Annotated in this window: 16 protein-coding genes; 5 read left to right on the forward strand and 11 right to left on the reverse strand. The window is 71.6% G+C overall.

Annotation, left to right across the window (positions count from 1 at the left end; genetic code table 11):
• Positions 1–100: 100 nt before the first annotated feature.
• From FRANEAN1_RS03565 to FRANEAN1_RS03595, 7 genes are all read right to left on the reverse strand, one after another.
• Positions 101–826, reverse strand: a complete 726-nt coding sequence (locus FRANEAN1_RS03565; protein ID WP_020458385.1) for a YceI family protein — start codon at positions 824–826, stop codon at positions 101–103.
• Between the two features lie 110 nt (positions 827–936).
• Positions 937–2,619 (reverse strand): SulP family inorganic anion transporter, encoded by a 1,683-nt coding sequence (locus FRANEAN1_RS03570; protein ID WP_347177198.1) that lies wholly within the window; start codon positions 2,617–2,619, stop codon positions 937–939.
• Between the two features lie 256 nt (positions 2,620–2,875).
• Positions 2,876–3,724: a DUF305 domain-containing protein gene (locus tag FRANEAN1_RS03575; protein WP_049795573.1), complete on the reverse strand. Its 849-nt coding sequence runs from the start codon at positions 3,722–3,724 to the stop codon at positions 2,876–2,878.
• 139 nt (positions 3,725–3,863) lie between these two features.
• Positions 3,864–5,360 carry an FHA domain-containing protein gene (locus FRANEAN1_RS03580; protein ID WP_020458388.1) on the reverse strand — a complete coding sequence of 499 codons (1,497 nt, stop codon included), beginning with the start codon at positions 5,358–5,360 and terminating at the stop codon, positions 3,864–3,866.
• A gap of 206 nt (positions 5,361–5,566) precedes the next feature.
• Positions 5,567–6,001, reverse strand: a complete 435-nt coding sequence (locus tag FRANEAN1_RS03585) for a hypothetical protein (protein WP_020458389.1) — start codon at positions 5,999–6,001, stop codon at positions 5,567–5,569.
• Positions 6,002–6,030: 29 nt separating this feature from the next.
• Positions 6,031–7,803 carry a hypothetical protein gene (locus FRANEAN1_RS03590; protein ID WP_198145455.1) on the reverse strand — a complete coding sequence of 591 codons (1,773 nt, stop codon included), beginning with the start codon at positions 7,801–7,803 and terminating at the stop codon, positions 6,031–6,033.
• Between the two features lie 176 nt (positions 7,804–7,979).
• On the reverse strand, positions 7,980–9,764 hold the full coding sequence (locus FRANEAN1_RS03595; protein WP_020458391.1) for a glycoside hydrolase family 15 protein: 1,785 nt from the start codon (positions 9,762–9,764) through the stop codon (positions 7,980–7,982).
• Between the two features lie 389 nt (positions 9,765–10,153).
• Between FRANEAN1_RS03595 and FRANEAN1_RS03600 the strand changes: the two genes are divergently transcribed.
• Positions 10,154–11,446, forward strand: coding sequence for a hypothetical protein (locus tag FRANEAN1_RS03600; RefSeq protein WP_041253661.1), 1,293 nt, complete (start codon positions 10,154–10,156; stop codon positions 11,444–11,446).
• A 61-nt stretch (positions 11,447–11,507) separates the two neighbouring features.
• Here FRANEAN1_RS03600 and FRANEAN1_RS03605 read toward each other — a convergent pair whose 3' ends face one another.
• Both FRANEAN1_RS03605 and FRANEAN1_RS03610 read right to left on the reverse strand, forming a co-directional pair.
• Positions 11,508–11,708 (reverse strand): hypothetical protein, encoded by a 201-nt coding sequence (locus FRANEAN1_RS03605; protein WP_018502051.1) that lies wholly within the window; start codon positions 11,706–11,708, stop codon positions 11,508–11,510.
• Positions 11,709–12,155: 447 nt separating this feature from the next.
• Complete coding sequence (locus FRANEAN1_RS03610) at positions 12,156–13,760, reverse strand: phospholipid carrier-dependent glycosyltransferase (protein ID WP_020458393.1); 1,605 nt, start codon at positions 13,758–13,760, stop codon at positions 12,156–12,158.
• Positions 13,761–13,800: 40 nt separating this feature from the next.
• On the opposite strand from FRANEAN1_RS03610, the gene rsmI reads away from it, so the two are divergent.
• Both rsmI and FRANEAN1_RS03620 read left to right on the forward strand, forming a co-directional pair.
• Positions 13,801–14,808, forward strand: a complete 1,008-nt coding sequence (gene rsmI, locus FRANEAN1_RS03615) for a 16S rRNA (cytidine(1402)-2'-O)-methyltransferase (protein ID WP_020458394.1) — start codon at positions 13,801–13,803, stop codon at positions 14,806–14,808.
• Positions 14,809–15,553: 745 nt separating this feature from the next.
• The gene (locus FRANEAN1_RS03620; protein ID WP_020458395.1) at positions 15,554–17,191 is read left to right on the forward strand and encodes a carbohydrate-binding CenC domain-containing protein; all 1,638 of its coding nucleotides are present in this window, start codon (positions 15,554–15,556) and stop codon (positions 17,189–17,191) included.
• Between the two features lie 145 nt (positions 17,192–17,336).
• On the opposite strand, the gene FRANEAN1_RS03625 is transcribed toward FRANEAN1_RS03620, so the two are convergent.
• Positions 17,337–17,696 (reverse strand): hypothetical protein, encoded by a 360-nt coding sequence (locus FRANEAN1_RS03625; RefSeq protein WP_020458396.1) that lies wholly within the window; start codon positions 17,694–17,696, stop codon positions 17,337–17,339.
• Between the two features lie 9 nt (positions 17,697–17,705).
• Positions 17,706–18,608, reverse strand: coding sequence for a tyrosinase family protein (locus tag FRANEAN1_RS03630; RefSeq protein ID WP_020458397.1), 903 nt, complete (start codon positions 18,606–18,608; stop codon positions 17,706–17,708).
• An 844-nt stretch (positions 18,609–19,452) separates the two neighbouring features.
• Here FRANEAN1_RS03630 and FRANEAN1_RS03635 point away from each other — a divergent pair.
• A complete protein-coding gene (locus tag FRANEAN1_RS03635; protein WP_020458399.1) occupies positions 19,453–20,559 on the forward strand; it encodes a hypothetical protein in 1,107 nt (368 codons plus the stop codon).
• Positions 20,560–20,616: 57 nt separating this feature from the next.
• On the forward strand, positions 20,617–21,678 hold the full coding sequence (locus FRANEAN1_RS03640; protein ID WP_020458400.1) for a polysaccharide pyruvyl transferase family protein: 1,062 nt from the start codon (positions 20,617–20,619) through the stop codon (positions 21,676–21,678).
• Positions 21,679–21,782: the final 104 nt, after the last annotated feature.

The raw sequence follows: 21,782 nt of genomic DNA on the forward strand, positions 1-21,782 counted from the left end.
CCGGGCGCCCCCTGCCACCTGGCCCGGCCGGCCAGCGTGGCCGGGGGTGTCGGCGGCCGGGGTGTCAGCGGCCGGATCGCCCGGCGGGCGTGCTGAGGAGCTACTCGGTCGGCTCGCCGCGCACGAACTTCAGCGAGACCTCCATGATCCCGTGGTCCTCGGTGGAGATGCCCGGGATGCTCGGGTTCGGGATGCCGTAGTCGGCGAAGGTCACCGGGATCTGGCCGACGATCTGGATCTGGTCGCCAGTGCGGCGGGCCTGCAGGCTCATGGTCACCTCGCGGGCGGTGCCGTGCATGGTCAGCGTTCCGGTGGCCGGGTAGGTGCGCGTCTCGTCGGCGGCCGGCACCGAACCCAGGTCGATCGGCTCGGTGAGCGTGAACTGGGACGTCGGATAGGTGTCGACATCCATGATCCGGCCGCGGAACTGGTTGTCGCGACGATCCTCGTCGCTGCGCACCGACGCCATCTGCACCTCGAACTGCGCCTCGGTGACGCCGTCGTCGGCGATGGTCATCGACCCGGACACCTCCGAGGTGCGGCCCGCGGCGGTCGTCTTCTGGCCGAAGAGGACCTCCTCGACCCGGTAGCCGGCCTCGGACCCGTCGGTGATCCGCCACGCGCCGTCGACCGAATCGCCGGCCGTGGAACCGGCGGACGAGGTGCTGGGCCCGGGGTCGTCGAGTGCGAACTCCTCTGGGGCGTCCTCCTTGATCACGTTGATGTAGAACGCGGTGCCGCCCACGACCAGGACCGCCACGGCCACGACGGCGCCGACCAGGATCAGCGGCCAGCGCCGCTTTTTACGAGGCGTGCTGTCTGCCACCAGGTACCTACCTTCTTGAAGGTTCAATCATCCTGGGGCAATGTTGCACAGGCAACCTGAGCTAAACCTGATGGCACGGCGACGGGCGCGTGTCGGCCCACGCCGCCCGATCACCGTCGGGGCGTGCTCGGCCCAGCTTCGGCATCGGGTCTGTCGGCCGTTCGGGGCCGGGATTTCTTCGTTGCGCCAGGCGATTCCTCCGGGCACGGTTCACACGGTTCGCGGCCGGCGGCCCGGTCCGGCGGCGCGGTCGAGAGCCGGGCGAGCATCGCCTCGGTGCCGCCGGTCGCGCCGGCCAGGTGCACGGTGGTGCCACGCTCGGCGAACTTCTGCAGGACGTCGTCCAACGCGGCCACCCCGGCGGAGTCCAGGATCTGGGCGTCGGCGAGGTCGATGACGACCCGGGGCGGGTCGTGGGCGTAGTCGAAGGCGTTCACCAGGTCGTTGCTGGAGGCGAAGAAGACCGGGCCGCCCACGGCGTAGAGGCGCTCGCCCCCCTCCGGGTCGAGCACGCTGGTGACCTCGGTGAGGTGCGCGACCCGGCGGGTGAACAGCAGCGCCGAGAGCACGACACCCACCAGCACCCCGTACGCCAGGTTGTGGGTGGGCACGACCACCGCGACGGTCGCGACCATCACCAGGGTCTCCGAGCGCGGCATCCGCCGCAGCGTGGACGGCGCCACGCTGCGCCACTCGAAGGTCATCACCGAGACCAGGATCATGACCGCCACCAGGGCGGACATCGGGATCACGCCGACGATCCCCCGCAGCGGGACCACGAGAAGGAGCAGGAAGGCGCCGGCGGCGAAGGTGGACAGGCGCGTCCGCCCGCCGGAGGAGACGTTGACCATCGTCTGGCCGATCATGGCGCAGCCGGCCATGCCGCCGAGGAAGCCGTTGACGACGTTGGCGAGGCCCAGGCCCCACGCCTCGCGGTTGGCGTCGTGCGTGGTGTCGGTCATCCGGTCGACGATCTGCGCGGTGAGCAGGGTCTCCAGCAGGCCGACCGCGGTGAGCGTGGCGACGTACGGCGCGATGATCCGCAGCGTCTCCCAGGTCATCGGGACGGACGGGAGCCCCGGGACGGGCAGCGAGCCGGGCAGGGCGCCCTCGTCGCCGACGGTCGGCACCGACAGGTCGAACGCGACGGTCGTCAGGGTCAGCAGGCCGACCGCGACCAGCGGCGGCGGCACGGCCCGGGTGAGCCGCGGGACGATGAGCAGGATGGCCAGGCCGGCCCCGACCAGCAGGTAGACCGGCAGCGACTCGCCGATGACGTGCGGCATCTGCGCCATGAAGATCAGGATGGCCAGCGCGTTGACGAAGCCGATCATCACCGTGCGCGGCACGAAGCGCATCAGCCGCGCGACCCCGAGCCGGCCGAGCACGAACATCGTCACGCCGACGCCGACCGTGGTCGCGAGCAGGTAGTCCAGGCCGTGGTCGCGGACCAGCGGCGCCGCGACGAGCGCCATCGAGCCCGCCGCCGCCGAGATCATCGCCGGGCGGCCGCCGGTGAAGGCGATGACGACGGAGATCGTGAACGACGCGAACAGGCCGACCTTGGGATCCACCCCGGCGACGACCGAGAACGAGATGGTCTCCGGGATGAGCGCCAGCGCGGTGACCAGGCCGGCCAGCAGCTCGACGCGGACCACGCGCAGCCCCGGCCACCGGACGCCCCACCGGACGCCGGCCAGCGCCGCCCAGCGGGCACCGGCCAGCCGTGGCCGGGCCCGGGGAAGGCGGGCACGGCGAACGGCGGGCTGGGGCAAGGGCTGGCCCCGGGACATCTCAGGCACGCGGAACTCTCACAGGCGCGAGGCGGTGACGTCGCGGCGTCGAGACATCACCTCGGTGAACCGGTCGGCACGCCGGGGCGTCCCGCCAGGGCGGGCACACGCCACCGGAGTCGGGACACCCTCGCCTCCCCCACCCGGACGGGTGGCATGCCATCCCGGCCCGGCAGCGGGGACGTCCCCCAACTCTTCCGGTAGGTCAGATATGACGATACAAAGCCCTCGAAACCGGATCTACGGGCCCTCCGGGTCAGGCCCGCGGCGCGCCCAACTGCTCGAGGTACCGCTGCATCTGGTCGATCTCCCAGGCCTGGTTGACCACCATCGCCCGGGCCAGCGCCCGCACCCGGTCGCCGTCGGCGTGCATCGAGGCGTACTGCGCCATGGCCACGCCGCCACGGTGGTGGTGGATCATCAGGGTCAGGAACTGGACGTCCAGGTCGCGCCCGCTCGCCGCCGCGAGCGCGCCGAGCTCGGACTCGGTCGCCATGCCCGGCATCCGCACGGTCTCCCCGGTCCTGTCGGTCATGCCGCCGCCGGGCATGGTTCCGTCGGTCATCGCGCCGGTCCCCGCGGTGCCGTGGTCGCCGTGGCCGCCGGCGCCGGCGCTGTCATCGGCCATCCAGGCCATGGGCGCGTTGGCGGACGTCGAGGTACGGCCCCAGCCGGACAGCCACGTGTCCATGACGCCGATCTCCCGCTGCTGGCTGAGCGCGATGTCCTGGGCCATGTTGCGGACGTCCGCATTGCCTCCGTGGCTGAACTCGACCATCGCCATCTGGACGGCCTGGGAGTGGTGCTCGGACATGTCCCGGGCGAAGCCCACGTCGACCGAGTTGTCGGCGGGCGGGCGGTCCAGCAGCATGCGCAGGCCGGCGCCGCCGGCGAGCAGCCCGAGGACGGCGAACAGGACGAGCGGCGTCCACCAGAGCCGGACCCAGGCCGGCGCGCGGTCGGCCCGTGCCCCCGCCGCCGGCCCGCTTCCGGCCGCGGTGGAGGCCCTGGGTGCCGCCGCGTCGGTCTCGGCGCGTGTGCCGTCTGCGGTTCTGCTGTCACGTGGCATGGCGCTCACGCCCCGGTCTTCGTCGGCTCGGCTCATCACCGTCCAGTGTGGCCCACGGACGGCGCCCGGTCAGGGGCGAACCGCCCGCGCGGCCAGGTCACCCGGCCCCCGGTGAGTATCCGGCCGGCACGGGGCCGGCCGTCCCGGGCGCTTCCCGGGGCGCTTCCCGGGGCGCTCAGACCTGCAGGTGTGAGTTGAAGACGAAGGTCCGCTTGCCGACCTGGACGCGGGTCCCGGGGACGAGCGGGGCGGGCTGGTGCGGGTTCAGCGGGGTCCACACCGTCGCCTCCGGCGGGGCGATGTAGGTGCCGTTCGCCGACCCGCGGTCGGTGATGACCGCGTCCCACCCGGTCAGGGTGATCACCGCGTGGACCCGGGACACGGCGCTCTCGCCGTCCTCGACGGGCAGCGGGCGCGCGTTGCCGGCGCGGACGGCCTCGTCGCGGTCCGGCTGACGCCCGATCACGAGGTCCGTGTCGACGTTGACGGTCTGGCCGTCGTCGAACACCAGGACGCCCACCGGCGGCCGGGGGCCGAGCACCGTCCGGTTCGTCTGCTGGGCCAGCGAGAGGCCGCACTCGGCGCAGTAGGGCGCCTGCGGGTGGTTGAAGTGGCCGTGGGCGCACAGGACGCCCTCGACCTGGGGCTGCGACGGGTTCGGCAGGATCGTCTGCGCCTCGTCGTCCTCGATGAGGTCGGAGACGGTGAAGGTCTGCCCCGGCAGCTGCGTCATGGCGTCGTGGTCGTCGTCGAGGTCGTCGCCGAGATCGTCGTGCAGGCCGGGAGGGCCGCCCGGAGTGTGGCCCATCGAGCCCATCGAGCTGTGCCCGCCCCCGTGCTGGTGCCCGGACGAGTGCCCGGAGGGCGCCGGCTCCCTGCCGGCGAGCTCCGTGGGCGGGTCCTCCTCGAGCTCGTCGAAGTCGGCGGCCTGCGTCGGCTCGGCGGCCGCGCGCATCCGGTGCGCCTCCTCCTCCTTGCTCAGCAGCGGGGTGAGCGCCGGCGGAGCGGTGGAGAGCGGGTCGGGCATGCGGGCGCCCGAGGTGGGGATCGGCGCCGCCCCCGTCATCGGCTCGCGCGGCGACTCGAAGCCGGCCAGCAGCGCGTCGGTCGAGGCCTTCGGGGCGGGCAGCGCCGGGGAGTCGTCGGCCACCAGGCTCACCGCGGTGCCCGGCACCGCGCCGATCCGCAGGTCCAGCGGGAAGCCCAGGTCGTCGATGCCGCCGGTGGGGGCGCCGTCGCCGATCGTGCCGGTCGGCCCGACCTCCAGCCGGGTGATCTCGGCGGGCAGCAGGCGGTCGACCCAGGTAGCCGAATCCACCCCGGACAGCGAGACGGGGGACAGGCCGGTCGCGACGACGTCCATCGCGCCGTGGACGAGCGCGGCGACCCGGTCGTTGACCGTCGTGAGGAGGCTGAAGTCGGGGACGCGGTCCGGATCGGCGTCGGCCAGCAGTCCGGCGACGCGGCGGACGAGGCGGCGGCCCATCGTCGCGGCCGTGCCGGCCTCGCCGGCCACCTCGGCGCACAGGGCGAGCAGCCGCTTGGTGGTCTCGGTGGTCTCGGGTCGGCCCACGTGGGCGACGACCAGCACCCCGGGCAGTCTGACGACCACGCCCGTGTGCCCGCCGTGCCCCGTGCCGACCACGACCCGGAAACGGTCTAGTCCCGCCATTGCCTCGCCCTTCGCCGCCCACCCGCGCCGTGCAAACGGTACCGATCTTCAGACTAGCGGCACCCGCGCACGGCGTACCGCACTTATCCTGCCGCGAGAGCGGTGGTTGGAACCTCCGGTGTCGCTGTGCGGACCCCACCGGCGGGGCAGCGGTGCGGCGGCCGCGGCGAACGTGGTAAGGCCCCGGGAAGGCGGCGGCACCGCCGTCAGAGTAGTCGGCCACCGTGGAAACGCCACCGCAGGAACGGGACGCGCATCGGGCCGTTCGCGCAGAGCCACACCGCCAGCCAGACGAGCCCGAAATGGACGAGGAAGGCCTTTCCTTCGACGCTGTCCGCACCCGGAACGGCGCCCGCCCGCGCCGCCAGCCACACCAGCAGGCCCTCGTTCACCGCGGTGAGCAGGCCGAACATCGTCGGCCAGTCCTTCTCCCAGCGGAACTGTTGCAGCCCGTGGTAGACGGGCTCCCAGCCCAGCCCGAGAAGGGCTACCGCGCACAGCACGCCGAAACTCGCCCGCCACGTGGCCCCGGCAGATGCCTCGGTGGGCAGCAGCGGGGCGATCAGCGCCGTCAGAGCGACCCCGACGGTGGCGAGTAGGAACAGGCGGGTCTGAAGCCGTCCGGCCAGGGTCGGCACCATGAGGCGATTTTCTCCGATCGTGTGCGGCGTCAGACCGGTTGGTTGCGCATCCAACGCACCCACTGCGACACCGAACGTGCCACCCCTATCCGGGGCACGAATCCCTCCGCGGCCAGGTCGTCACAGATTTCCTGGGCGGCGATCTGCAGACCGAGGAAGGTGTCGACGCCCGGGAAGTAGCCGCCGAGGGTCGCCGCGCCCGAGGCGTAGAGCCGCCCCGGCCCGTTGCGGGTCCCGCGGACCTCGAAGGTCCGCTCCACGTCCAGCCGGCCGAGCGGGTTGTGCCCGGCTCCGGAGTGGTCGAGCAGGTCTGCCAGCACCCGGTGCTCGCGGATGTCCGCCACCAGGCCGGTGGCGTCGATGACGTACGCCGCCGGCACCTCCAGCATCCCGTCGGCGGTGCGGACCCGGGTGACTACCGTTCCGTCCGTTCCGGGGGTGAGCCGCTCCACCTCGCCCACCCGGGTCACATACCAGCCCTCGTGCCGGCCGCGGGCGAGCTGAGCCTGCCACCGGCGCCGGCGGGGGGTGTTCGTCCCGCCGATCGTGTCGTAGAGCGCCTTCCGCTCGTCGCCCTCCAGCGTGCGCATGCGTGCCTTCAGCTGGCCGCCCCAGACCGACTTCGGGTAGTTGAACCCCTGGTAGGCCCAGCCGTCGCCGCCCCGGCGGCGCATGAACACGCTGGGGCCGTGCGAGCCGCGCACATACGTGCGGAACAGGTGCACGATGTGCGTCCTCGCCCCGTGCCGGTCGCGGTCGGTGATCAGCCGGTCGAGGATGCGGGAGGCCACGATGCCCGCCCCGCGCACCACGACGGTCGCCGGGTGCCGGATCAGCTCGTCGTAGACGTGCTCGTGCGGCTCGTAGGCGTTGACGACCCGCCGCACGTCCCCATACCGGGAGCGGTACTCCTGCAGGTCCGGGAGGAACTTCAGCCCCGGGTAGCCGACGCCCAGGTGGACGTACCGGCTGCGGTAGGCGATCCGCTTCGTCGCGGACCGTCCGGCCGGGGGGGTGAGGACGGTCAGGTACCCCCCGTCCGCGCGGCGGCGGACCATCCGCACCTGCCCGGAGACCAGCATCTCGGGGTACGAGATCCGGGCGGCCTCCCGGGCCATGCCGTCGAAGACCATCCTGATGCGGGGGGTGAAGTAGTCCGACAGCAGTGGCTCGGTCGCGACCCGCCACAGCGGTTCGACGAACCCGCGCGGGCCTCGGGCCGCGAACGCCTCCCGCACCGCGTAGGACGGGAAGGCCCAGATGTTGTCCGGGGTCGAGCTCGAGTCCGAGCGGATGCGCTCGTGGTCGGGGATCTGCGAGACCCGGGTCAGGTACCGGTAGGTCTGCCAGGGGGTGTCGATGTTGGACAGCACCCGGATCGCCGAGGTCGGCGCGCCCGCGATGCGCAGGTAGTCGACCAGGACGAACGAGCCGATCCCACCGCCCACCGTGACCAGGGGTGCGTCGTGGACGGGGATGCCGGCGTCGGCGAGCATGCGGTCCGTCCAGACCGACGTCTCGATCAGCCGTCGGGTGAGGTCGCCATAAGTCTCGCCCCCGCCCACCCGGGCTGGTGCGGGTGGTGCCTGCGGGCCAGGGACGGGGGCAGGTCGCGCCTGCCGTGCCGGGGCGGGTGATTGCTCTGGTGCCGCGGCGGGAGGCGCCTGCGGTGCTGTGACGGGTGGCGCCTGCGGGGCCGCGGAGTTGCCGAGCACGGTGGTGGGGCCGTGGAGCGGGTCGTCCGGGCCGCCGGGCGGGTGTGGGCCGACCAACGCCTCCACCTCCTCGCCGGGCGCGCTCACCCGGGCCTGCCGCCGCGCGCCGGTGCGACCGGCGGCGCCGCGACCGGACTACCGGGACCGGACCGCCGCCAGGGCTGGACCGCCAGAACCGGGCCACCAGGGACCGGATTGCCAGGATAGGTGGCCCGGTGACCCTTCCGGGTGGGGTGTCCGAGGCAAGACACCGCCCGGTCGGCTCAGCCCAAGGCGCGGTCCAGGTGGATCGCCGCGCTGATCAGGGCTAGGTGGGTGAAGGCCTGCGGGAAGTTGCCCAGGGCCTCGCCGGAGGGGCCGATCTCCTCGGCGTAGAGCCCCACGTGGTTGGCGTAGGTGAGCATCTTCTCGAAGACCAGCCGGGCCTCGGTCGTGCGGCCGGCACGGGTCAGCGCCTCCACGTACCAGAACGAGCACAGGTTGAACGTGCCCTCGTCCCCGGTCAGGCCGTCGCTGCCGTCCGCGGCGTACCTGCGCACCAGGCTGTCGCTCACCAGCTCCGAGCCGACCCGGTCCAGCGTCGACAGGAAGCGGGGGTCGGTCGGGCCGGAGAACTTCACGAGCGGCATGCACAGCAGCGAGGCGTCCAGCCGCGGCGAGCCCGGGAACTCCATGTAGGCCCCCTTCCGGGGATCCCAGGCCTCGTTCTGGACGAACCGGTAGGCCCGCCCGGCGTGGTCCTTCCAGTCGTTGGTGGGCCCGGGCAGACCGCGCTGCCGGGAGATCCGGCAGGCACGCTCGAACGCCACCCAGGTCATGACCGCCGAGTAGGTGAAGCGCTGCCGTCCGCCCCGGGTCTCCCAGATGCCCTCGTCGGGCTGCTCCCAGTGCCTGGCCAGCCAGTCGAGCTGACGGCCGAGCGCCTCCCACAGCTGGAAGGAGATCGGGACCCGCTTGTTGTACAGGTACACCGAGTCCATCAGCTCGCCGTAGATGTCGATCTGAAGCTGGCCGGCGGCGCCGTTGCCGATGCGCACCGGCTTCGAGCCCCGGTAGCCGGCGAGGTGGTCGAGGACGATCTCGTCCAGGTCGGCGTTGCCGTCCACGCTGTACAGCACGCCCAGGCCGAGCTCGGGCGGCGCCTCCTTGCAGCGCTGCTCGAGCCAGTCCATGAACGCGGCGGCCTCCTCGGTGAACCCGAGGGCCATCAGCGCGTAGGTGGTGAACGCCGCGTCGCGGATCCAGGTGTAGCGGTAGTCCCAGTTGCGCACCCCGCCCAGCTCCTCCGGCAGGGAGGTGGTCGGCGCCGCGATGAGTGCTCCGGTCGGGCGGTAGACCAGCAGCTTGAGTACCAGCGCCGAGCGCAGCACCATCTCCCGCCAGCGGCCGTGGTACCGGCCCCGGCGCACCCACGTCTGCCAGTACTCCAGCGTCCGGGTGAACAGGTTGTCGGCCTCGCCGGGCTGCAGCGGGCGGATCCGGGAGTCCCACTCGAGGACGATGTCGGCCGTCTCGCCCGTCGCCAGCTCGAAGTCGCAGGCGACCGCGGTGCCGTCGACCCGCAGCGGCAGCGCCGTGCGCAGCACAAGGGTGCCGGTGGCCGACTCGAAGACCGCGCCGGCGCCGGGCACCAGCGTCACCGTGTGGGACGCCCGTCCGTAGTCGAACCGGGGGTCGCAGCGCAGCCGGAACCCGGCGGTGCCGCGCACGGCGCGGGCCTGGCGGACGACCACGTGCGGCGTCTCGGTCAGGTCGTTGTCGACCGGGACCATGAAGTCGACGACCTCGCCCACCGAGTGCGGCGTGAGGAAGCGGGTCATCAGGACGTTCGAGTCGGGCAGGTAGAGCTGCTTGGCCTTCGACTGCGAGCAGTGGATGCGGAAGGAGCCGCCGCGGTCGGCGTCGAGCAGGCTCGCGAAGACCGACGGACCGTCGAAGCGCTGCGGGCAGTACCAGTCGATCGTGCCGTCCGTGGCGACCAGGGCCACGGTGCGCAGGTCGCCGATGACCGCGTGCTCCTCGATCGGCGGGTAGTCGGATGCGGGCATGCGGACCTCCGCGGGTGGGGATGTCCGGGCGCGGCCGGAGGACGGGCCTTGCGGGAAGCCCCGGGCGGGCGGTGCGTCGCCTCGGGGAGTGGTCACTGCAGCCCACTTCGGCGTGGTCAGCCGAAGGTATCCCAGCGGGCAGGCCATCCCGCCCGTCCCGCCGGGCCGGCGGCCACCGCCGAAAGTGCCCCCTTCTACCCGATCGGGGTAGGCCGGGAGTAGCCCGGCGCGGGGGGCTCCGGGCGGGTGGCCCGGGGCGGAAGTCCCTGTTCTGACGGTGAAGTCGCCGCTGCGGCGACCGTCGCGGGACGGGGGCGCGGCGGAGGGCCCGGCGGTCTGTGGAGGGTCTCGGGTGCCCGGTGCCTGGGCGGGCGCCCTACGATCGCGCCATGACCGAGCAGCTGCCGACCATCGCGGACGGTCGAGCCAGCCTTGTCATGTTCGCCCGTGGCGACCGGGTTTTCCCGGTGGACGATCTTGGTGGCGGGGTGTGGTCTCGTCGTGGCACGGTGCTGTCCGTGCATCCGGCGTCACACGAGGAGGCGCAGCCGGTCGGGGGCGGCGTCCGGGTCGATGCGGTGCCCTCGGCCGCGCCGTCGACCGCCCGGGCGACGGTGCTGTGGGACGACGGCTCCGCGGAGGTCCTCGCCGAGGACAAGCTCTGCCTGGTCTACGACCAGGAGGCCCCGGTGGGCATCCGGGTGGTCACGATGGAGATGAGCCAGCCCTTCGACGTCGTCGACCACGGCGGCCACGTCGTCCTGGTGCTGCGGGAGGGGCTGCTGGCCGCGGCGGACGTCGGCGCGCTGCGTGCCCGGCTTGGCCGGGTGCGCGCGGCGCTGGCCCCGGGCCACGGCGACGCCGCGTCGGCGGCGGAGATACGCCGCCGCGACCTGAGCCTGCTGAACGCGCTGATAGCCGAGCTCACCGGCCCGCCGCCGGACGACGTCCCGCACCCGGACACCGCGCGCCTGGATCCCGCGGGCCCGGACGCCGCGCGCCGCGATGCCGCCGCCCGTCTGGACGCCGCCCGCCGGGACATCGCGCGCCTCGACGCGGCCCGCCTGGATGCCGCCCGTGCCGATGCCGGGGGCGCGCGCAGCGCCGGGCGTACCGACGTGGCCGCCGGGCGTTCCGAGGTCGCTGTCGGGCGGGCCGATGTGGCTGTGGGGCGGCCCGCGGCTCCCGTGGGCGTTCCCGGCGGCGCGGCCGGGCTGCCCGCCGGTGGACGTCCGCCGGCGGCGCGGCGCCAGGACGTGACGGTCGGGAGCCCTGGTGGGGACCGGCCGGTCGCCGAGGTGGGACGCCCGGCGGACCCGGCTCGGCGCGAGGCGCCGCGGCCCGATGTCTTCGTCGGGCGCGCCGATCCGGCGCGGTCCGACGTCGGCCGGTCTGGCCCTGGGCGTTCGGACCTCGACCGCTCGGATCCTGACCGCTCGGACCTCGGCCGATCGGAGGCGGCGCGCCTGGAGATGGCGAGGGCCGAAACGCTGCGGGCAGAGATGCGGCGAGCCGAAATACAGCGGGCCGAAGCGATGCGGGCTGAAGCCGCCCGCGCCGAAGCAGCCCGCGCCGACGCCGTGCGGGCTGATCGGGTACGTCCCGACGTGGTGGTGGGAACCCCCGGCCGGCCGGGCGTGGGGCCGCCCGCCGGACCGCCGTCGGGGTACCCGCTGCGGTGACGGACGGCGCCGGCTGGCCGGGGCCGCCTAAGGTTTCGCCGGGACGCTGCCCGGTGGGGACTCAGGAGGTCGAGTACGGCCCCGGACGCACACCCGGGCCATAGGCGTTGCTGCCGTTCATGCCGGCCCGCGGCTGTTCGGTCATGGCCTGGCTGACCTTGGACGCGATCGCCTCGGTGAGACGGATCGCCTGGGTGAGCGAGAGGTTCAGAACGATCTCGCTGTCATCGGTCATCGCGAAGCGCACCGACACATCCGCCATGCTCTTTCCTCTCAGTCCTGGTCCCCCGGACACCCGTGGCCGGTGACCGATCGTGTCGAGGAGACCCGTCAGGGCCTCCCCGTCTCCGCGGCCAAGGGACGTGGTGACCGATCCACGATCCCCGATCGGGTTGTCGGGGCGTGCGTGACCCCCCTCGTTCGGCGGTGGTGTGCTGCTGCTAGCTACCGTCGGTGTGGACTTTCGGTGACTGGCCATGTCGAAATGTCTCCCCCGTGCCGGCCTCACTCTGCCGAGACCTTCTCTTAGTGATGGTGCCACTTCATGATGTGGCCGCCGGTAGGGGGACTTTCCGGCAAAGGTGACATGAGACACGGCTGTGGTCTGTTTGTCGGGCTGGCACCCGCCGTCACGCCGATCGGCGGGCCCCGGGCGGCTCTCTCCGGGCGCTCCCGCCCTGGGTGGAGGCCCTGTCCGGGGCTGATTCCGTCAGATCCACCCGGGAAACCACATACGTATTCGCCAAGATGAATAAGGAATCACCTCGGCGGCCAGGATCGGGTAGAAGTAGGCGAACAACAGGACCACGATCACCGTGTACACGCCGACGGACAGCGCGCCGGCGAGCCGCCTGGTCTCGGACGCGTCGCGCGGCCCGAGGGCCAGCCCTGCCATCGCCGTCAGCCCCAGCACCAGGAACGGCAGCGAGGGCAGCGCGTAGAAGAAGAACATCGTCCGGCTGGGGAACAGCAGCCAGGGCAGGAACGCCGAGCCGAAGCCTACGAGCACCAGCGCCGCCCGCCAGTCACGGGCGCGCACCCACAGCGCCAGCGAGCCGACCAGCGCCGCCGTCCCGCCCCACCACACGGCGGGGTTGCCCAGCGCGATGACCTCCCGCGAGCAGCCGTTGACCGCCGTGCAGCCCTCGGCGCCATACGCCGGGGAGCTGTAGAAGTAGGCGATCGGCCGGCCGAGCACCAGCCAGCTCATCGGGGTCGACCGGAACGGGTGCGAGTCGGACAGGCCCTCGTGGAAGTGCAGCACCTCCATCTGGTAGTCCCACCAGCCGTGCCAGGCGGCGAGGAAACCGTGCCCGTACCGGTCGCGGTACCAGCCGCCGTCGGTGACGAACCAGCCCGTCCAGGTCGCCAGGAAGGTCACGACGGGCACCGCGACGCAGCCCGTCAGCCATCCGGGCAGGTCCCGGCGCAGTGCGCCCAGCACGGGGGAGTGGGCGCCGGCAGTGCGGCGGGCACCGACGTCCCAGGCCAGCGCGAGCGCGGCGAAGCCGACGATCGTGTACAGCGCGCTCCACTTGACCCCCATGGACGCGCCGAGGGCCAGGCCCATCGCGAGCCGCCACGGGCGCAGGCCGAGCCGGGGGCCGAACCGCGTGTCGGCCGGCGTCGGGCCGGCGCCGGCCGCGGCCTGGTCGAGGCGGTCGGCGAGCCGGCGCCGGCCGTCGTCACGGTCGTGCACCAGGCAGGCCAGGGCGATGACGATGCCCGTCATCAGGAAGATGTCGAGGATGCCGATCCGGCTCTGCACGAACTCCAGCCCGTCCATGGAGAGCAGGAGGCCGGCGAAGCAGCCGAGCACTGTCGAACGGAACATCCGGCGGGCCGCGCGGGCGAGCACGAGCACCGCCAGCGTGCCCGCGAGCGCGGACGAGAAGCGCCAGCCCAGCTCGGGGCTGCCGTGCGGGGTGCCCGCGCAGTCGACGTAGCCGAACAGCCACTGCGACGCGGCCATGAGCCACTTGCCGAACGGCGGGTGGACGACGTAGGCGGGCCCGTCACAGGTCTTCGAGTTGATCTCGTACCCGGCGGTCATGAGGCCCCAGGCGTCCTTGACGTAGTAGACCTCGTCGAAGTACAGCCCGCGGGGCTCGGTGATCCGCCAGAACCGCAGGACCCCGGCGGTCACGGCGACGAACAGGGGCGCCAGCCATCCGACGGCGCGGTCGCCGGGCATCGGCGGGCACAGCCGCTCGCGCGGCGTACGGCCGGTTCTGGCGGCAGTGGCCGGTTCCGGGCGGCTGGGCTCCGATGCGCCGGTCTCGGAACGGGGTAGGTGCGCCGTCGTCGCCGTCACACCGATCAGGGTAGGTCCTGCCCCCTGGCAGACTGGTCGGGTGTCCGGGACCCTCGTGCTGTGCGGTGCCCCGATCGGTGACGTGCGCGACGCGAGCCCGCGGCTGGGCGAGGTGCTCGCGACCGCCGACGTGATCGCCGCCGAGGACACCCGCCGGGTGCGCCGGCTCGCGCACGCGCTCGGGATCACGATCACGGGGCGGGTCGTCTCCTGTTACGACGCGGTCGAGGGCGCCCGGGCGGAGATGCTCACCGAGCAGTTGCTCGCCGGCCGCACCGTCGCGCTCGTCACGGATGCGGGCATGCCCGCGGTCTCCGACCCCGGCTACCGGGTCGTCGCGGCGGCGGCCGCGGCCGGGGTGGCGATCACCGTGGTCCCCGGGCCGTCGGCGGTCACGGCGGCGCTGGCCGTCAGCGGGCTGCCCTCGGACCGCTGGACCTTCGAGGGGTTTCTGCCCCGCAAGGCGGGCGAACGCCGGTCACGGCTGCGCGGGCTCGCCGCGGAGAGCCGGACGATGGTCTTCCTGGAGTCGCCGCACCGGCTGGGCGCGTCGCTGCGTGACCTGGCGGAGGCCTTCGGCGGGCCGCGCCGGGCGACGCTGTGCCGGGAGCTCACGAAGACCTGGGAGGAGATCGTCCGCACCGACCTGGCCGGCCTGGTCGACTGGGCCGGCGACGGGCGCACCGTCCGTGGCGAGTTCACCCTGGTGATCGCCGGCGACGCGAGCGCTGGGACGGCCAGGCCCGCCCGGGAGGCCGGAGCGAGCGCACCAGTTGGCGCGCTCTGGGCAGGGACGGGGCCGCACAAGGCCGGTGCCGCGGCCGCGGCACCGGCCAGGCCGGGGGCTGGTCTCGCGGCGCCCACTCAGGCCGGGCCGGAGGTGCTCGCCGCGGCGGTGGCCCGCCTGACGGCGGGTGGCATGCCGGCGCGGGACGCGCGTAAGGCGGTGGCCGCCGAGTACTCCCTGTCACCCCGGGAGGTGTACGCGGCGGTGATCGCCGCCCGCGACCTGGAACGGGCAGAGACCCCGGGAACAGACGAGGGGTGAGCCGCCCCGGCCCGCCCGGGTGACCGGGGCGCCGGTGCGGAACTCGCACTTCGGGGCGGTGATTCCTGGCGATGTCGTGCCGTGCAGTGCCGCTCGCACGGACCATGAGGGCCTGGAGCCGCGTCGTGCCGCGGCGGTTTGCGAGGCCGCGGCAGGTCCTTTCTCATATGTGGTCTCGGTGTGGAATTCCTTCCGCTTGGCCGTACCGGGGTGCCGGCGGTCTCGTACGGTTACCGTGCCCCCCAGACGTTCAGCAACCGTTCCGGCGTCCGCCCGACAGCGTCCGCCCGACAGCGCCTGCCCGACCGCGTCCATCCGACCGCGTCCATCCGACGGTGTCCATCCGATGGCGTCCATCAGACCGGATGTCACACTCTCCCCACGAGTATCCATTGGCGAGGCGGAGTGGTCGGGGTAGGATAAGCCACCCTGCCAGGCATGGATTATCGGCTGTGTGTCAAATTCCGAGGCCCTGGCTGTTGGCGACCCTGGCTGTCGACGGGCGGTGGCTGTCGGCCGGCCGTCGATGCTTGCTTTATGTCAAGAAAGACCGGCGGAATCAGAGGAATCAGTTTGAAAGCATCCTGATGAATGCATCCCGCCTGCGCCCGCTGAACCGGGCTGCCCCGGTGGGAGTGCTCTCAACGGGGGGGTGCACATTCTGTCAACGGGTTCCAAGCCGCTGGCCGCCAGCAGGCGACAGCTCCCGTGAACCTGGCCATCCATCTTCTGGAGCTGGCTGCAGATGCATCAGAGCATCATCGAGGACGAGGCAAGGCCGGACGGCCCCGCACAGAATTCGCGTGGCGCGGGCCGCCGGGTGGGGCGGCGTGACCGGCGCAGGCGTGACCGCGTGGTCCGAACCGCCAGACGCAAGATCCTGCTATCCGCCCTCTGTCTCCTTGTCGTGGTCGGCGGGACGACCGGCGTGATCCTGTACTCCGCGCTCGGGGGCGACGATGCGGGTGGGAAGCCCATCCAGCTGGCCGACACCGAGCCGCGATACCAGACCGGTGTGAACTTCCTTCCGAACCCTGGCTTCGAGAACACGGTCGCGGGCTGGTCGGCCGGGCCATCCGAGAGCGCTCGCCTGTCCCCGACGGTGCCCGGCCGCAGCGGGTCCGGCGCGGCGATCGTCACGGCCAGGGCCCGGGTACCCGCCATCACCCTGACCGACACCCCGGACGCCGTGACCTGGACCGGCGGCAGGCTGACCTATCTCGGCGCCGTCTGGGTGCGCACGACCGCCCCGGGCACCCGCGTCCAGCTGAAGCTGACCGAACTCGACGGTGCCCGCACGGCCGCACGCGCCCTGACCAACGTCACCCTGAACGATGCCACCTGGCGAAAGGTCGAGGTCTCCCTGCGGGCGACTGCCACGGGCCACCGGCTGGACTTCGCGGTCGTCGCCGACCGGCTTCCCGCCGGCCAGTTCCTCTACGCGGACGATGCGTCCCTTCTCATCGGGAGGCCGTCATCGCCGGCCCCGACGGGGCCGGCGGCGACCACGGGCGGCCAGCCGAGCGCGTCCCCGCCGGTGAGCGGCAGCCCGCGGCCTGGCACGAGCGCGACTCCCAGCGCGCCGACGAGTGAGCGACCGCGCCCGAGCACGGCACCGCCCGCGCCGGGTGGGTCGGGTATCACGCCGATCCCGGCCGGCATGCCCAACTCGAGCACCACTGGCGTCCGGGCGGGGACGTCGCTGACCCTCCTCTCCGGTGACCAGCGCATCACCCGCGCGGGAACGGTGATCGAGAACAGGGATGTGCGCGGGTGCATCCGAGTGGAGGCCGACAACGTCGTCATCCGAAACTCCCGGGTCTCCTGCCGGTCGTCGGGTTCCGCGGTGATCAAGAACCTCGGCCAGAACCTGCTGGTCGAGGACGTCACCATCGACGGGCAGGGCGCCTCGAACTCCGGCATGTCGACCGCCGACTTCACCGCCCGCCGGGTGAACATCTCGAACACGATCGACGGCTTCTTCATTAACGACAACATCCTCATCGAGAACTCGTACGTTCATCACCTCGCCCAGACCCCGTCCAGCCACAACGACGCGGTACAGACCACCGGCGGCAGCAACATCGTGCTGCGTCACAACACCCTGATTCCCATCAACGAGACGACCGGCGAGTCGAGTAACGCCGGCTACATGTTCGGGCAGAATATCGGGCCGATCTCGCGGGTTGTCTTCGACGGCAACTTCATCAACGGCGGCGGCTTCACCCTCAACGGTGCCGGTGACGTGACCTTCGTGAACAACCGGTTCGGCCGCAACTGCCTGTACGGGATCAAGGCGTTCAAGGGCAGCCAGGTGAAGTTCGACCAGTCCAACATCTGGGCCGACACCGGCCGTCCGGTGAACGACGACCCCAAATGCTGAGGTGATCAGGGGGCTGTCGGGCGCTCCAAACCCGACAGCCCCCTGATCCACCACTCGTACGGATCCGTGGGTCCCGGTCGCGACCGGGACCCACGGACAGCTGCGTCTGGCCGGCGCTCGGCGCGGAGACTCGCCTCAGCGAATCTCAGAGAACGAGGAGCGTTCGGTCGCCTTCGACCAGGGCCGCGACCAGTGACTTCACGTCCGCGAACTCGTGGTGCGGGAAGACATGGGACAGGTATCGGGTGGGGCTGTCCCGATGGATCTGCACGTGGTTCAGCTGCCGCCCGTCGACGGTGACGACGAGATCACTGGAGCTCTCGGCGATCCGTACTGCTCGCCCGCCGATCCTGAGGTCCTTGATCTGGCCCGAGCGGAAGGACCGGAGGGAATCCGCGGTGGCGGCCTCCACCTCGGTCGGCCGTGTGGCGACGAACCCGGTGGCAGCCAGCACACCCGCGACTCCGGCGCTGCTCAGTACCCGCCGGCGCGACATCTCGGTCATGTCTTTCCCCTACTCGTAGCTGTAGCCGAGTGCGGTGATGTCCAGCAACGAGGCGGGCGTGACTCCCGACGTGGCAAGACCCAGCAGCGCGTCGTTCAGGTTGTGGCCCGTCGGCCCGCCGGTGACCGGGAGGTAGTCGGTGGCGTGCCCGGACGCCTGCCACACCGACCAGATCCGGTCGACGTTCGAGTGATGCAGCCAGAAGATCGGGTCGTTCGGGGACGTGCTGACGCCCATGTCGCCGCCGACCCACCGATGCACCCGGCCGTGCATCCTCGCCTGGGTGGACGACTCGCCGGCGTGCCGGAGGAAGCCCTCTATCCGGTTACGGAAACTCGGACTCGTGCTCTGGGAGTCGATCCAGGGGGAGCGGTCGTACTGCGACTCGGTGAGGCAGTCGGTGACGTCCGCCTGTGTCGGCAGGGTTGTCGCGCCGGTGTCCACCGCGAACTTCCGGATGAGTCCAGCCCTTGAACGGGGGACGAGCTGACCCGTCGAGCTGTTCAGGATGATCGCCTGCCAGCTGACGAACGGTCCGTCCTGTACATACCAGCCGTTGCTCTGCAGACCGTTCCCACCGAAGTAGTCCGCCGTCCAGATCAGCGCCTGTTTCGGGTCAGGTAACGCGGCGTCGGCCTCCCACGGCCAGTAAGGGATTCCGAAATCGGGCAGGACCGCACCGAGCGCGGATTCGAACTCGAGGAGTGACTGGCGGTGCCAGGGCAGGAACGACGGTCCCTTGTGTGCGGCGTTCCGTACGGCCTGTGACGTCGGTGTGAAAGTCATCATTGCGGTGTGATGCCGTGTCACGAACTGGTCGTAGACACCTGACTGCTTCAGGGTGTTCAGTGCGTCGGTGAACGCCTGGACCTCGGCCAGACTGAGTGCGTAGATACTTCGACGAACAGGCACGTAACCTTCCCCCCCCTCGCCGACGCGCCCGGTAGGCGCGTCGACGCATTCCTGTGAACGACTCGACGCTGCGACCTGCGATGGCCCCTCGGGGCCGGGCCGGTCGATGTCGGATATCCGACGCCGGCCGATTGGTTCCTGGAAGCCGCCGCCGCTGTTCGCGCCACCGACCCGGCGGCGGTGTTCCTGGCGTGGACTTCCCCTGCGCCCACACGCATCCCTGGCTGCCGTCCACCTTCCTGATCCCCCGCCGGTCCGTGGCGGCCGGGGGCAGGGCAACTCTCTGCCGGTCGACCGAATGTAACGGACCGGCATCGGATTGTTGAATGATGGAGACGTTGCGACCTTCATGCTTTGAACCCTGTCTGCGCGAGAGCCCCACCAGTTTAAGCACACACCGGAGGGCGTAGCTGCAAATCGGCTTGAATTCTTGCCGGAAACCGTCCAGGCACTCTCCGTGTTCGCGCCGCTACATGGTGGTGGGGGATGGCGAATGGGTGTCGCGGCCGATCTTCTTTCGCGGCAGTCGATTCGGCTCGGCGGGCGCCGGGCCGGTTGCCGGAGATGCGGCCGCGGCGCCACTTTCGGATTCCTGGCGTCTAGCAAACAAATTCTGACGACAAGCAAACAATCGGCATCCGATGATGCTCTCGGGCCGTCGGAGCCGGCGCAGTCGCGCCGGCTCCCCTCAGGCAGCCGCGTAGCCGCTCCGGCGGATCTTCCGTCGAGGTAGTACCGTTCGACCAGATGGGTCGAGGACATCCCGGAATTCCCGTATCTCGGTGTCCCCACCCCGTTATGCTCGACCCTGCTCACTATCAGGGCTATAATTGGGGGGAAAGCCATGAAGGTGGAGGTTTCGTCCGCGTCGGGCGATCTGGTCTCCATCGGTGTGCGTGGCCTGAGGGGAGTGGAAGAGGCGTACTTCCGTTCCTCGGACGTCGAGCTTGCCGAGACGGCGAACGCCGGCCTGACCACCGCGCTGACAATCGCCATGCGGCGCGGCGTGACTCTGGAGTGCGCGGGGCCGATCAGCGAGGTGCTGGCCGCCAGGGTGGACGACTACCAGGCGCTGATGTCGCGGTGGTATCCCACCCTCGAGCCGGTACAGGTGCTGACCGGGACCGCCCGCTCGGTCCGGCCGGCGGGGGCCGAGACCTTCTGCTTCTTCTCCGGCGGGGTCGACAGCTTCTACACGCTCCTACGCAACATCGACAGGGTGGACGCGGTCGTCTACGTGCACGGATTCGACGTCGGTCTGGAGGACGTCGAGCTGCGACGAGTCGTCTCCGACAGCCTGCGCCGGACGGTGGAGAGCCTCGGCAAGGAGCTGATCGAGCTCGAGACCGACCTGCGCGCGCTGTCGGATCCGCACGTCAGCTGGCCCGCCTACGTCTCGTCCGGGCTCGCCACCGTCGCGCACCTGTTGTCCCGGCGGTTCGGTCGTGCGCTGGTCGCCGGGACTCTCGCCTACCACGAGCTGCAGCCGCTCGCCTCACACCCGCTCACCGATCCGTTGCTGTCCAGCGACCAGATCGCGATCGAGCACGACGGATGTGACGCCACCCGCCAGGAGAAGGTCGCCTTCATCGCGAGGCACCCGGCCGTCCGGCGGAACCTGAGGGTCTGCTGGGAGAACCCGGGCGGCGACTTCAACTGCGGCAGGTGCGAGAAGTGCCTGCGCACGATGCTCGCCCTGGAGTCCCTCGGCGTGCTCGGCGAGTTCACCTGCTTCCCGTCCGGTCTTGATCCGGATGTCGTGCGGCGGGTTGACCTCCCCGGCCGAGGTCCCCGGCACTGGGCGGTCGTGAACCTGCGTGAACTTCGCCGGGCGAACCGTGACCCCGTGCTCGTCAGGGCGCTTGCCGAGGCGATCGCGAGGTCCGACGCACGGCGGGTGCACCGGCTTGTGCGGCGGCGGGCCCTGCACGGCCGGGCCGCGACGACCTGACGCGGTGCTGTACCGACGGACCATCCGAGGATTACGGGATGTTGGGGGACGCGAGTAATGACGGAGGCCGCGACAGGGGTCCCGTATGCCTCGACGGCAGCGGTCGCATCCACTGCCCGCCTGATCGAGAGCCTGTCGACGCGGGCCACGGCCGCCGTCGCCGACCTGCTGCCGCCGGGGACGACCGACGTGGCGCTCCTCGACTTCCCGTACCACCGCAACAGTGGTGACTCGGCCATCTGGCTCGGCGTACGCCAGATTCTCCGACAGCTGGGAGTAAGGGTCGCCTACGTCGCGGACACCGCGCGCTACCGGCCGGACCGGTTACGGGAGGCACTGCCGGAGGGGCCTGTCCTGTTACTCGGCGGGGGGAATTTCGGTGACCTCTGGCCGGGGCATCAGGAGCTCCGGGTCCGGGCCCTGCGTGACTTCCCGGACCGTACCGTGATCCAACTTCCGCAGAGTATTTCCTTCCGTAGCCGGACGGCGCTTTCCGAGGCCCAGCGCGTGACCGCGGCCCACCCACATTTCACTCTTATGGTCCGTGAACGGCGCAGCCTTTCGTTCGCCACCGAGAACTTCGATGTGCCGCTCGTGTTCGCGCCGGACTCGGCCCTGGCCAACGGCCCGCTGAGACCGCCGTGGCCGGTACGTCCCGACGGCGTGCTGTGTCTTGCCCGCGATGACGTTGAGGGCACCGGAGCCATCGCGGGCGTGGCCGGCCCCGGCATACGTCGGGCCGACTGGGGAATGCGTGGCCTGCCCGCGGCGCGGTGGAGAGCGGCGAAGGCGCTGCCGAAACTCGAGCGGCATGCCCTGGCCCGGCATCCGGATGCGCACCGGGCGGCCCGCCCCGCGCTGCACGCGGCCTATGAAACAATGGCGAAGACAAGCGTGGGAACGGCGACGAGCCTCCTGTGCACCGCGCGTTATGTGGTGACCGACCGGTTGCACGCGCACATTCTCTGCCTGCTTCTCGGTATCCCCCACTCGGTGTTTGACAACAGCTACGGAAAGGTCAGTGGGACCTTCGAGGCGTGGACCTCGGACAGCGACCTCGTGCACTGGGCGACCAGCGCGGACGAGGCCCTGGAGAGGTGCCGGGAGTTCGCGCCGTGACCGCCGCACCGCGACACGGTGTCGGTGTTCGTGCCGACACGGCTGCTCGTGCCGACACGGCCGTTCGTGCCGACACGGCCGGCACGAGTCGTGAGCCACGGCCG

It is taken from the genome of Parafrankia sp. EAN1pec (genome assembly GCF_000018005.1).
Classification (GTDB): Bacteria; Actinomycetota; Actinomycetes; order Frankiales; family Frankiaceae; genus Parafrankia; species Parafrankia soli.

What these genes read in the sequence shown, in the direction of transcription:
- FRANEAN1_RS03580 (WP_020458388.1), bottom strand. Translation starts at nt 5,360, where the DNA reads ATGGCGGGACTAGACCGTTTCCGGGTCGTGGTCGGCACGGGGCACGGC.
- FRANEAN1_RS03640 (WP_020458400.1), top strand. Translation starts at nt 20,617, where the DNA reads ATGACGGAGGCCGCGACAGGGGTCCCGTATGCCTCGACGGCAGCGGTC.
- FRANEAN1_RS03620 (WP_020458395.1), top strand. Translation starts at nt 15,554, where the DNA reads ATGCATCAGAGCATCATCGAGGACGAGGCAAGGCCGGACGGCCCCGCA.
- FRANEAN1_RS03635 (WP_020458399.1), top strand. Translation starts at nt 19,453, where the DNA reads ATGAAGGTGGAGGTTTCGTCCGCGTCGGGCGATCTGGTCTCCATCGGT.
- FRANEAN1_RS03605 (WP_018502051.1), bottom strand. Translation starts at nt 11,708, where the DNA reads ATGGCGGATGTGTCGGTGCGCTTCGCGATGACCGATGACAGCGAGATC.
- FRANEAN1_RS03595 (WP_020458391.1), bottom strand. Translation starts at nt 9,764, where the DNA reads ATGCCCGCATCCGACTACCCGCCGATCGAGGAGCACGCGGTCATCGGC.
- FRANEAN1_RS03600 (WP_041253661.1), top strand. Translation starts at nt 10,154, where the DNA reads ATGACCGAGCAGCTGCCGACCATCGCGGACGGTCGAGCCAGCCTTGTC.
- FRANEAN1_RS03625 (WP_020458396.1), bottom strand. Translation starts at nt 17,696, where the DNA reads ATGACCGAGATGTCGCGCCGGCGGGTACTGAGCAGCGCCGGAGTCGCG.
- FRANEAN1_RS03575 (WP_049795573.1), bottom strand. Translation starts at nt 3,724, where the DNA reads ATGAGCCGAGCCGACGAAGACCGGGGCGTGAGCGCCATGCCACGTGAC.
- FRANEAN1_RS03585 (WP_020458389.1), bottom strand. Translation starts at nt 6,001, where the DNA reads ATGGTGCCGACCCTGGCCGGACGGCTTCAGACCCGCCTGTTCCTACTC.
- FRANEAN1_RS03570 (WP_347177198.1), bottom strand. Translation starts at nt 2,619, where the DNA reads ATGTCCCGGGGCCAGCCCTTGCCCCAGCCCGCCGTTCGCCGTGCCCGC.